At 67.9% G+C, this 10,318-nt stretch carries 13 protein-coding genes; 7 read left to right on the top strand and 6 right to left on the bottom strand.

Annotated elements, in window-relative coordinates:
- Positions 1-149 precede the first annotated feature (149 nt).
- From serA to RH90_RS08300, 3 genes are read left to right on the top strand one after another with little or no spacing between them, the layout of a single operon-like run.
- The gene (gene serA / locus RH90_RS08310; protein WP_010185065.1) at positions 150-1,727 is read left to right on the top strand and encodes a phosphoglycerate dehydrogenase; all 1,578 of its coding nucleotides are present in this window, start codon (positions 150-152) and stop codon (positions 1,725-1,727) included.
- Between the two features lie 51 nt (positions 1,728-1,778).
- The gene (locus RH90_RS08305; protein WP_010185064.1) at positions 1,779-2,177 is read left to right on the top strand and encodes an endonuclease domain-containing protein; all 399 of its coding nucleotides are present in this window, start codon (positions 1,779-1,781) and stop codon (positions 2,175-2,177) included.
- Positions 2,174-3,283: an ATP phosphoribosyltransferase regulatory subunit gene (locus RH90_RS08300; protein WP_010185063.1), complete on the top strand. Its 1,110-nt coding sequence runs from the start codon at positions 2,174-2,176 to the stop codon at positions 3,281-3,283. The genes RH90_RS08305 and RH90_RS08300 overlap by 4 nt, the downstream gene beginning before the upstream one ends.
- 25 nt (positions 3,284-3,308) lie before the next feature.
- Here RH90_RS08300 and RH90_RS08295 read toward each other — a convergent pair whose 3' ends face one another.
- From RH90_RS08295 to RH90_RS08270, 6 genes are all read right to left on the bottom strand, one after another.
- On the bottom strand, positions 3,309-3,662 hold the full coding sequence (locus RH90_RS08295) for a hypothetical protein (protein WP_010185062.1): 354 nt from the start codon (positions 3,660-3,662) through the stop codon (positions 3,309-3,311).
- A gap of 150 nt (positions 3,663-3,812) precedes the next feature.
- The gene (locus RH90_RS08290) at positions 3,813-4,634 is read right to left on the bottom strand and encodes a flagellin (RefSeq protein ID WP_010185061.1); all 822 of its coding nucleotides are present in this window, start codon (positions 4,632-4,634) and stop codon (positions 3,813-3,815) included.
- Between the two features lie 171 nt (positions 4,635-4,805).
- A complete protein-coding gene (gene flgH, locus RH90_RS08285; protein WP_010185060.1) occupies positions 4,806-5,582 on the bottom strand; it encodes a flagellar basal body L-ring protein FlgH in 777 nt (258 codons plus the stop codon).
- A gap of 23 nt (positions 5,583-5,605) precedes the next feature.
- Positions 5,606-6,031, bottom strand: coding sequence for a flagellar basal body P-ring formation chaperone FlgA (gene flgA / locus RH90_RS08280; RefSeq protein WP_010185059.1), 426 nt, complete (start codon positions 6,029-6,031; stop codon positions 5,606-5,608).
- 2 nt (positions 6,032-6,033) lie between these two features.
- Positions 6,034-6,819, bottom strand: coding sequence for a flagellar basal-body rod protein FlgG (gene flgG, locus RH90_RS08275; protein ID WP_010185058.1), 786 nt, complete (start codon positions 6,817-6,819; stop codon positions 6,034-6,036).
- A 22-nt stretch (positions 6,820-6,841) separates the two neighbouring features.
- Positions 6,842-7,585 carry a flagellar hook-basal body complex protein gene (locus RH90_RS08270; protein ID WP_010185057.1) on the bottom strand — a complete coding sequence of 248 codons (744 nt, stop codon included), beginning with the start codon at positions 7,583-7,585 and terminating at the stop codon, positions 6,842-6,844.
- Positions 7,586-7,747: 162 nt separating this feature from the next.
- Between RH90_RS08270 and RH90_RS08265 the strand changes: the two genes are divergently transcribed.
- The 4 genes from RH90_RS08265 to RH90_RS08250 are packed head-to-tail and all read left to right on the top strand — an operon-like array spanning position 7,748 to position 10,249.
- Complete coding sequence (locus tag RH90_RS08265) at positions 7,748-8,260, top strand: flagellar basal body-associated FliL family protein (protein WP_010185056.1); 513 nt, start codon at positions 7,748-7,750, stop codon at positions 8,258-8,260.
- Positions 8,257-9,273 carry a flagellar motor switch protein FliM gene (gene fliM / locus RH90_RS08260; protein WP_010185055.1) on the top strand — a complete coding sequence of 339 codons (1,017 nt, stop codon included), beginning with the start codon at positions 8,257-8,259 and terminating at the stop codon, positions 9,271-9,273. The genes RH90_RS08265 and fliM overlap by 4 nt, the downstream gene beginning before the upstream one ends.
- Positions 9,270-9,653 carry a DUF6468 domain-containing protein gene (locus tag RH90_RS08255; protein WP_010185054.1) on the top strand — a complete coding sequence of 128 codons (384 nt, stop codon included), beginning with the start codon at positions 9,270-9,272 and terminating at the stop codon, positions 9,651-9,653. Before fliM ends, RH90_RS08255 begins: the two co-directional genes overlap by 4 nt.
- On the top strand, positions 9,650-10,249 hold the full coding sequence (locus RH90_RS08250) for a MotE family protein (protein ID WP_010185053.1): 600 nt from the start codon (positions 9,650-9,652) through the stop codon (positions 10,247-10,249). The genes RH90_RS08255 and RH90_RS08250 overlap by 4 nt, the downstream gene beginning before the upstream one ends.
- Positions 10,250-10,318 lie beyond the last annotated feature (69 nt).

The raw sequence follows: 10,318 nt of genomic DNA, 5'->3' as shown, positions 1-10,318 counted from the left end.
TTCTCCCTCTCCCCTCCGGGGAGAGGGTCGGGGAGAGGGGCTGTGTCTCACCGAGACCTGCCCTCTCCGTACAGCCCCTCTCCCGCGCTTCGCTTCGCTCGCTTGCCCTCTCCCCTGAAGGGGAGAGGGAAAAGAAGAAGGAAATCCAAATGCCAAAAGTCCTCATTTCCGACAAAATGGACCCAAAAGCCGCGCAGATCTTCCGCGAACGCGGCGTCGAGGTCGACGAGATCACCGGCAAGACCCCCGAAGAACTGATCGCGATCATCGGCGAGTATGACGGCCTCGCGATCCGCAGCTCGACCAAGGTCACCAAGGCGATCCTCGCCGCCGCGACCAATTTGAAGGTCATCGGCCGCGCCGGCATCGGCGTCGACAATGTCGATATCCCCGCCGCGTCGGCGCAGGGCGTGGTCGTGATGAACACCCCGTTCGGCAATTCGATCACCACCGCCGAGCACGCCATCGCGCTGATGTTCGCGCTCGCGCGCCAGCTGCCCGAGGCCGATGCCTCGACCCAGGCCGGCAAGTGGGAGAAGAACCGCTTCATGGGCGTCGAACTCACCGCCAAGACGCTCGGCCTGATCGGTGCGGGCAATATCGGCGGGATCGTCGCCGATCGTGCGCTCGGCCTGCGGATGAAGGTGATCGCGTACGACCCGTTCCTCAGCCCAGAGCGCGCGGTCGAACTCGGCGTCGAGAAGGTTGAGCTCGACGAACTGCTCGCACGCGCCGACTTCATCACACTCCACACCCCGCTCACCGACCAGACGCGCAACATCCTGTCGGCGGAAAATCTCGCCAAGACGAAGAAGGGCGTGCGCATCATCAACTGCGCGCGTGGCGGGCTGATCGACGAGGCGGCGCTCAAGGCCGGGCTCGATTCTGGGCATATCGGCGGTGCGGCGCTCGACGTGTTCGTCGAGGAACCGGCCAAGACCAACCCGCTGTTCGGCACGCCCAACTTCGTCTCGACGCCGCATCTCGGCGCTTCGACCGACGAGGCGCAGGTCAATGTCGCGATCCAGGTCGCCGAGCAGATGTCGGATTATCTGATGTCGGGCGGCGTCACCAACGCGCTCAACGTGCCGAGCCTGTCGGCCGAGGAAGCGCCGCGGCTGAAGCCGTACATGGCGCTCGCCGAGAAGCTCGGGTCGCTGGTCGGACAGCTGACCACCGGCTCGATCGCGCGCATCTCGATCCACACCGAGGGCGCCGCCGCCGAGCTCAACCAGAAGCCGATGGTGTCGGCGGTGCTCGCCGGGTTCCTGCGCACGCAGACCGACACGGTCAACATGGTCAACGCGCCATTGCTCGCCAAGGAGCGCGGCATGGAAGTGCGCGAAGTCCGCACCGAGCGCGAGGGCGATTACCACACGCTGCTGCGGGTCTCGGTCAAAACCGATGCCGGCGAGCGCTCGGTCGCGGGCACGCTGTTCGGCGACGCCGCGCCGCGGCTGGTCGAATTGTTCGGGGTCAAGATCGAGGCCGATCTCGCCGGGCACATGCTGTACGTCGTCAACGAGGATGCGCCGGGCTTCATCGGACGTCTCGGCACGTTGCTGGGGACGGGCGGCGTCAACATCGGCACCTTTCATCTCGGCCGCCGTTCGGCGGGGGGCGAGGCGGTGTTGCTGCTGTCGATCGACGAAGCGCTGACGCCCGATCTGCTCGCGCAGGTCCGCGCGCTGGCGGGCGTGAAGACCGCGATGGGCTTGGCGTTCTGAGCGGACGACGGTAGCCTCTTCTTCTCCCTCTCCCCTCCGGGGAGAGGGGCCGTGCCACAAACCGACAAGCAGCTGCTGGCGCGCGCCAAACACATGCGCAGCAACCCGACGCCGCCCGAAGCCCGTCTGTGGTACAACCTCCGCGCCAAACGCTTCGAAGCCGTAAAGTTCAACCACCAAGTCGTCATCTACCCCTACATCGCCGACTTCGTCGCTCGCGCGCGAAAGCTCGTAATCGAGCTTGACGGCGACAGCCACGCCGACGACGGAGCCTATGACGCCCGCCGCACCGTGTGGCTGGAACAGCAAGGGTATCGCGTGATCCGCTTCACCAACGCCGACGTGATGGGAAACCTCGACGGCGTGCTCGAAGCGATCAGCGTTGCGCTCGGTACTGCCCCTCTCCCCGACCCTCTCCCCGAAGGGGAGAGGGAGAAAGAAAAGACGTGACCACCGCCCTCCTCCCCACCGGCTTCCACGACCGGCTCCCGCCCTTCGCCGATGCCGCCGCGCGGCTCGAGCAAGCGCTGCTCGGCGCCGCGCACGCCTATGGCTATGAACGCGCCGATCCCGCGCTCGCCGAGTTCGAAGCGGGCCTCGCCGGCCGCCTCAAGGCGGCGCGCGCGCAGGATGCCGTGCGCTTCGTCGATCCGGTCTCCCAGGCGACGCTCGCGATCCGCCCCGACATGACCGCGCAGATCGGCCGCATCGCCGCGACCCGCATGGGCCACCACCCGCGCCCGGTCCGCCTGTCCTATGCCGGCCCGGTGCTCAAGCTGCGCGCCTCGCAACTCGCGCCGAACCGCGAACTGCGCCAGATCGGCTGCGAGCTGATCGGCCTCGACACGATCGCCGCCGCGCGCGAGATCGTCGAGGTGGCAGTCGCCGCGCTCGCCGCGGCGGGCGTGCCCAACGTGTCGATCGACTTCACCCTGCCCGACCTGATCGACGTGCTCGCGACCGGTCCCTTCCCGATCGACCCCGGCCAGATCGACACCTTGCGCGACCGGCTCGATGCCAAGGATGCCGGCGCGGTCGCCGCGCTCGCGCATGCCTATCTCCCACTGGTCGAGGCAGCCGGACCGTTCGAGACCGCGCACGACCGGCTCTGCGCATTCGACGCGGGCGGTGCCCTTACCTCACGGCTCGACGGACTGTGGCAGATCGCCGAGGGACTCAAGGGCCGCGTCGCGCTGACGCTCGACCCGACCGAGCGCCATGGCTTCGAATATCAGAGCTGGCTTGGTTTCTCGATCTTCGCGGGCGGCGTGCTCGGCGAGATCGGGCGCGGCGGCAGCTATACGATCGTCCACGAGAACGGCGCGGAGGAAGCCGCGGTCGGCTTCTCGCTCTACGCCGATGCGATCGTCGCGGCGGGGATCGCCGAAGTCGACCGGCGCCGGTTGTTCGTGCCGCTCGGCACCGACCCGGCGATCGCTGCCGCGATGCGCGCGGCGGGCTGGGTCACCGTCGCCGCGCTCGAGCCTGGCGACACGCCCGAGGCGCAATTGTGCACGCATCTGCTCGCAGAGGGCAAGCCGCGTCCGCTGGACTGATCGCGCGCATCCCGGCGAGCGCCGATCACACCCCCCACGGGCTGGTCGGCAGCCAGGCCGGCGCGGGGATATGGTCGATCCAGAAATCGGGGATGCTGCAGCCGGGCATCGCCTGCGGCGCGGCCAGCATCGCGATGCATTCGGCAACCGCAGGATCCTCGCGCGGACCGATCACGTCGATCAGCGCGGCGACATCGAGGCCGGGCGATTGCAGGCCCTTTTCGAACGCCGAACCCCACAGCGCGGCGGCATCCGTCACGGCGAGCGTCCAGTGGATTCGATAGGTCGGCTGCGGCGCGTCCTGCCGGATCGCATCGGGTTGGGAAAAGATCGTCGAATCGCTGGCGACCAGCTTCGATCCACTCGCGTGCGCAACCATGGGGCCCCCTCTCGATATCCGTGCCTGACCATGACGTTTCGCGCGCGAACCGATCCGCGTCGCGTTAGGAAAACTACCATAGCCCGGAAACGAAACGGGCCGGACGGCATCGCTGCCGCCCGGCCCGAGCAACCACCCCGGGCGGGGCGATTACTGGAACAGCTTCAGGATCGCCTGCGGCGCCTGATTGGCGATCGACAGCGCCTGCACGCCGAGCTGCTGCTTGACCTGCAATGCCTGCAAATTCGCCGATTCCTTCGACAGATCGGCATCGACGAGGTTGCCGATACCCTTGGTGATCGTGTCCGACAGGCTGCTGACGAACGACGCCTGCCCCGCGATCGCGCGCGAGGCCGAGCCCAGCGCGCTCAGCGTGCTGTTGACCGAGGTCTTCACCGTGGCGAGCGTATCGACCATCGTCTTTGCCGTGGCGGCGGTGGTGAAGGTCGTGCCGATCGCGGTGATGACGCTCGCATCCATGCCCTGGTTGGCAACCGACAGCGTCGCTGCGCTGGTGTCGGTCGATTGCAGCGCGCTGACCGATCCGCCCGCCGTCTTGAGCAGGTTGGTGCCGTTGAAGCTCGACGAATCGATGATCGACGTGATCTGCGACTTCAGCGCGTCGAAATCGGCGGCGTTCGCCGTGCGGCTGGCCGAATCGAGCCCGGCGTCGGACGCCGAGGTCGCGATCGCCGACATCTGGTTGACCAGGTCGGAGATCTGCTGCGCACCCGAAACCGCAACGTCGACCGTGCTCGACGCACGGCTGAGCGAGGAGCTCACCGAAGCGAGATTGCCGACGTCGCCACGCAGCGTCTGCGCGATCGTATAGGCGGCGGAATTGTCCTTGGTGGACGCAACCTTCAGACCGGTGCTGATCCGGTTCTGGACCTCGTTGATCGACATCGTGGTGTTGTTGAGGTTCTGCAGCGCGGTCAGTGCAGTGGCATTGGTGTTGACGGACATGCTCATGCTAGTTTTTCCTTCTCGAAGAGCAGCCGATTCTGCGGCTTCGGGACGGATCGCCGGCCCACGGTGCCCGCGATGAGGTGGGGCACAGCCTCATTCTAGGAGACGCGACGCGCGCCGGTTTCGCGCGCGGGATTTATTGATGCCTGATCGCGCGTTAACCGTGCGCCACGTTCAGAACGGGAAGAGCGCGTCGTAGATCTGCTGCCCCCAGCGCGCCTGCTGCGCATCGGTCAGCTGGCCCTTGCCGCCATAGCTGATCCGCGCCTCGGCAATCTGCGTGTGGTTGACGCTGTTGTCGCGCGCGATGTCCTGCGGGCGGACGATGCCGGTGATGATCAGTTCGCGCAGCTCGAAATTGACGCGCACCTCCTGCCGCCCGCGGATCAGCAGATTGCCGTTGGGCAGCACGCGCGTGACGATCGCCGACATCGTCATCGCGATCGTCTCGCTGCGGCTGATCGTGCCGCTACCCTTGTTCTCCGAATCCGAATTGGTGCTGACGAGCTTGGCCGGATCGCTCCCCGGCAGCGCCTTGGCGATCAGCGTATGCAGGCCGAGCAACGCCGCCGCGCCGCTATTCTCGCTTCCCGTGCGCGAGCGCGTGGTCGAATTGCCGATATCGGCCTTGTCGGCGATGTTGATCTTGATCGTCAGGATATCGCCCAACCGCGATGCGCGTTGATCGCTCAGGAAAGCGCCCGCGCCGGGGCGGAACAGCGAAGCGGTCTGCGCCGGTGGTGGCGTCGCGGGCGTCGCGGGCGGCGCAGCCCAGGCGCGCTGCTGGGTCCCGCCGGCGCTGCCGAGCGAGGCTTCGATATCGGGGGCTTCGGGCGGCTGCAGTTCGCTCATCGCGGGCGGCTTGCCGATCGCCTTGAGCCGACCGACCGCGCCACATCCGGCGAGCGGCGCGGCGAGCGCGACGACGAGCAACAGCGCGGGCTTGTTCATCAGGCGGCTCCTTGACTGGCGCATCACGGCGCGACGATGCGGACCGCGGCAGGGCCTTCGACCACCCCGTCGAGCGTACGATTGGTCACGATACTGAAGACGCGGACGCTGTCGCCAGCCGCGCCGCTGGCGAGCGCGCGGCCCTCGGTCGAAATCAGCACGCCGGGCTTGCGCACCCACAGCGTGACCGGCGTCCCGCGCTTGACGAGCCGCGGCGCGATCAGGTCCGAGCGGCCGAGCACGATCCCGGCGGGCAGGTCGCGCACCGCCTCCTGCCCGATCGCCGCCTTGGGGCTGAGCGCGAGCCCGACCGCGGCGGGCGCGCGCGGCTCGGCGGCCACGTCGTCGCGCCCGACGATTTCGCCACGTGCGACCGGGTGGAGCAGCACCGCCACGTCACTCGTCGCCGGTGTCGCGGCGAGCGCCGCGAGGAGTAGCAGCGCGCTCATCGTCAGTGGATCTGCGCGACGGTCGACAGCATGTCGTCGGCGCTCTTCACGACACGGCTGTTCATCTCGTAGGCACGCTGCGCGCTGATCAAGGCGGTGATCTCCGACACCGGATTGACGTTCGACGCCTCGACGAACCCCTGCTGCACCGTACCGATGCTCGGATCGCCGGGCGATCCGATGATCGGCTGGCCCGAGGCGGCAGTTTCGGTCAGCAGATTGCCGCCCTCGGTGTGCAGCCCGGCCTCGTTGGGGAAGGTCGCGAGCTGCAACTGGCCGATCGTCTGCGGCGCGACCTGTCCCGCGAGCGTCGCCTGGACCTGGCCCGTCTTCGACACCGTCACCGCAACGGTGTTGGCGGGCACGGTAATCCCCGGCTCGACCGGATTGCCGTCGGCGGTGACGAGTTCGCCCTGGTCGGACAGCTGGAACGAGCCGTCGCGCGTATAGGCGGTGGTGCCGTCGGGCATCGTCACCTGGAAATAGCCGCGCCCCTGGATCGCGAGGTCGTACGGATTGCTCGTCTGGCTGAGCGCGCCCTGTTCGGCGATGCGATAGACGCCGCCGGTCTTGACGCCTGCACCGATCTGGATGCCGGTCGGCGCCATCGTCTCGGGTCCGCTGGTCGAGGCGCCGGGGCGCGCGACGTCCTGATAGAGCAGATCCTGGAATTCGGCGCGCTGGCGCTTGTATCCGGTGGTGTTCATGTTGGCGATGTTGTTCGAGATCACGTCGACATTGGTCTGCTGCGCCATCATGCCGGTCGCGGCGATCGAAAGGGTACGCATGGGTGCGGTTCTCCTGTGAAGGTCAGCTCGCTTTGCCGAGCTGGTCGATGGCGTGTTGGCGCATGTCGTTGAGGCTCGAGGCTATCGCCACGCTGCTCTGATAGGCGCGCAGGATCTCGACCATCTTGGTCGTCTCGGCGATCGGCTGGACGTTCGAGCCCTCGATTCCCCCCGCGGTGAGACGCGTTTCGGCGGCGGGCAGTTCGGTGCCGTTCTTGCCGTCGAACAGGCCGTCGCCGCGCGGGGTGACCGATCCTTCGGCGCCGAAAGTCGTCACCGCGATCCGTCCGACCGGGCCTTGCGGCGTGCTGACTGTGCCGTCGCTGGCGATCGACACCTGGCCCATCTGCTCCGGCGGGATCGTGATCGGGCTGCCGCCTTCGCCTTGCAGGAGCCCGCCGTTCGCCGCGGTGAGTTCGCCGGTCGGCGACAGCTTCAGGCTGCCCGCGCGCGTGTAAGCCGTGCCGCCAGCGGGCAGGCTGACCGCGAGATAGCCCGGCCCCTCGATCATCACGTCGAGCGGATTGCCGGTCGGATCGAACGCGCCGGGGCCGAGATCGTGGATCGCGCCGTAATCGAGCACGAACGAGGTGGTCGGCGTCTGCGCTGCGGCGGTATCGCCGGCCTGCGCGACATATTCGTGGAACACCGGCTGCTCGGCCTTGAACCCGCTCGTGTTCATATTGGCCATGTTGTTCGCCGCCACCTCGAGCCGGCGCTGCAGCGCCTGCTCCTGGCTCAGCAGGACGTAGGAGGGCATGTCCATGAGGGTGCGCTCGAGCCTTTCGCATTCTTGGGGCGCCCGGCAATTTTTGCCGACCGCACGCCTATAATAGGAAGAAATGGCCCGGGCCGACGCGCGGCCCCGGCATTTCGATCGGCGCTGTGAGATGCGCCGACAAGCGATGGCAATTGCAGGGGCAAGGCGATGTCGGCAGTCACGGTGGATGCAGTCGAAGGCGGCCCGCCGCCTGCCAAGCGCAAGAACAAGCTGATCATCATCGGCGCGGCGGCAGCTTTGGTGCTCGCCGGCGGCGGCGGAGGCGCGTTCTTCTTCCTCGGTGGCACCAAGGATGCCAAGACCGAGAAAGCGGCGAAGCCCAACCCCGCGGCGGAGGCCGGCGAAGGCGCCGAGGCCGAGAGCTTCCTCGACGTGCCGCCGGTGGTCGTCAATCTCCACAGCACCGACGGCGCGACGCGCTACCTCAAGCTGCATTTCGAACTGGTCGCGGCGCCCGGCGTCAAGGCGGAGGAGCTCAAGAAGCGCCTCCCGCTGGTGATCGACGCGATCCAGCCGTTCCTGCGCGAACTGCGGCCCGAGGATCTGGCGGGCTCGGCGGCGGTGTTCCGCATCAAGGAACAGATCCTGCTCCGCGCCGGCGACGCGCTCGGCCCCGACCAGGTCAAGGACGTGCTGATCGAGGATCTGATCCAGCAATGAGCGACGATTTCGACGATCTCGAGCTACCCGATCCGCCGATCGGCGACACCTCGTTCGGCGCTTCGATCGGTCAGGCCGATATCGACGCGCTGTTCGACAGCGTCGGTTCGGCCCCCGCGCCGAAACAGGGCCTGCGCGCGCTGATCGAATCCGATGCGATCAACCACGACCGCTTGCCGATGCTCGAGGTGATGTACGACCGGATGGTCCGCACCTTCACCACCTCGATGCGCAACCTCACCTCGGATTCGATCGACGTCAGCCTTGACGAGGTGACCTCGGTGCGCTTCAGCGATTTCATCGGCTATCTCGCGCTGCCCGCGATGATCGGGGTGTTCCGCGTCGAGGAATGGGAGAATTACGGGCTGATCACGATCGAATCGTCGCTGATCTACGCCGTCGTCGATGCGCTGCTCGGCGGGCGCAAGGGCGGGCAGTCGCTGATGATCGACGGGCGCGGCTTCACCACGATCGAGACGAGCCTCGTCGCGCGGATGCTGAGCCTCGCGCTCGCCGACATGACCGCCGCGCTCCAGCCGATCGCCGCCGGCACCGCCAAGCTCGAGCGGATCGAGACCAACGCGCGCTTCGCCGCGATCGCCGGGCCGACCAACGTCTGCGCGGTGGCGACCTTCCGCGTCGATATGGACGGGCGCGGCGGACGCTTCTCGATCCTGCTGCCGTATGCGACGATCGAGCCGGTCCGCGCCAAGCTCGCGCAGCGCTTCATGGGCGAGAAGCTCGGGCGCGACACGATCTGGGAAAGCCATCTCGCCGCCGAATTGCGCAAGACCGAGCTGACCGTGTCGGTCGTGCTCGGCGAGCGCCAATTGCCGCTCCAGACGGTGCGCGATTTCGCGATCGGCCACACGATCGCGCTCGACCGCAGTCCCGAGGATCTGGTCGAGCTGCAATGCAGCGGCGTGCTCGTCGCGCGCGCGCATATCGGCCAGCGCAACCGCAACATCGCGATCCGGCTGGCGAATGACATTGCAACGGAGGCGCTGCCATGACGATCGCGCAGCTGAGCAACATCCTCGTCATGATCCTGTGTTCGGCGGTGCTCGTGCAGAGCGTGCGCCTGATGCGCGCCTTCCAGGCGATGAAGCGCGGGACTTTGGTCGATACGGTCGGCGCGCTCGACCGCGCGACCGGCGAGGCGCGCCACGTGCTGGGCGAACTGAAGCACGCGCTCGAGGCGTGTCGCGACCATCAGGACACGCTCGCGCGCGGGCGAACGCTGCTCGACGAGCTCGACATGATCGTCGGGATCGCCGACGGCACCGCCGAACGGCTCGCGCAGGTCGCCAGCCTGACCACGCAATTGTGCGCGATGGCCGCCGAACGCGGCGACGGGGAGGCGCAACCGGAAATGCGAGCGGAAGCCGCATGATCGCGAAACCATCCTTGCTGTTGCTGACCGCTCTGGCGACCTCCGCCGCCGCGGTCGCCGCCGGGGTCGAAGTCGCCGATCCGGGCCCGGCCGACAAGACACGGCTCGGCGTCGAAATCGCCGGCGACATGAGCGCGCGCGACATGGCGGCGGCCAGGCGCAAACGCGCGCTAGATTTGCGCGAACAGGCGGCGCGCGCGGCGGAGAAGCGGATGAAGGCCGAGCTCCAGTCGGCCGCAGCCGGCGCGCCCGCGGCGAACCCGGCGGCCGGCGCTCCCGGCGCCCCGGGGGCGCCCGCGCCCGATGAATCGTACGACACGCTGGCGCGGATCTATCAGGCAATGAAGCCCGCCGCGGCGGCGGTGGTGTTCGAGCAGCTCGACATGGACGTGCAGATGAAGGTCGCCGCGCGCATGCGCGATCGCGCGACGGGAATGATCCTCGCCGCGATGACCCCCAAGGGCGCCGCCGCGCTGACGATGGCGCTGGCGCGGCAGAAGGCTTCCGCGGGGCGCGCGGTGATGTTGGCGAGTGCGGCGCCGGCGGGGGTGGCGGCGGTGCCTGGGCCAGTGGCAACAGCCGGACCTGCACGGTAGCGCCGAGCGGCGCCAATTCCCTCTCCCCTTGTGGGAGAGGGAGGGAGGAGCGAAGCGACGGAAGGGTGA

Origin of the sequence: Sphingomonas sp. PAMC 26605 (genome assembly GCF_000241485.1) — a bacterium.
GTDB lineage: Bacteria > Pseudomonadota > Alphaproteobacteria > Sphingomonadales > Sphingomonadaceae > Sphingomonas.
The sequence above is the reverse complement of the archived record's forward strand: the minus strand, read 5'-3'. Positions and strand labels throughout refer to the sequence as shown.

Coding starts and splice junctions, on each gene's coding strand:
- RH90_RS08265 (WP_010185056.1), top strand. CDS start 7,748: ATGTCGGCAGTCACGGTGGATGCAGTCGAAGGCGGCCCGCCGCCTGCC.
- flgG (WP_010185058.1), bottom strand. CDS start 6,819: ATGCGTACCCTTTCGATCGCCGCGACCGGCATGATGGCGCAGCAGACC.
- RH90_RS08270 (WP_010185057.1), bottom strand. CDS start 7,585: ATGGACATGCCCTCCTACGTCCTGCTGAGCCAGGAGCAGGCGCTGCAG.
- RH90_RS08255 (WP_010185054.1), top strand. CDS start 9,270: ATGACGATCGCGCAGCTGAGCAACATCCTCGTCATGATCCTGTGTTCG.
- fliM (WP_010185055.1), top strand. CDS start 8,257: ATGAGCGACGATTTCGACGATCTCGAGCTACCCGATCCGCCGATCGGC.
- flgA (WP_010185059.1), bottom strand. CDS start 6,031: ATGAGCGCGCTGCTACTCCTCGCGGCGCTCGCCGCGACACCGGCGACG.
- RH90_RS08290 (WP_010185061.1), bottom strand. CDS start 4,634: ATGAGCATGTCCGTCAACACCAATGCCACTGCACTGACCGCGCTGCAG.
- serA (WP_010185065.1), top strand. CDS start 150: ATGCCAAAAGTCCTCATTTCCGACAAAATGGACCCAAAAGCCGCGCAG.
- RH90_RS08250 (WP_010185053.1), top strand. CDS start 9,650: ATGATCGCGAAACCATCCTTGCTGTTGCTGACCGCTCTGGCGACCTCC.
- RH90_RS08295 (WP_010185062.1), bottom strand. CDS start 3,662: ATGGTTGCGCACGCGAGTGGATCGAAGCTGGTCGCCAGCGATTCGACG.
- flgH (WP_010185060.1), bottom strand. CDS start 5,582: ATGAACAAGCCCGCGCTGTTGCTCGTCGTCGCGCTCGCCGCGCCGCTC.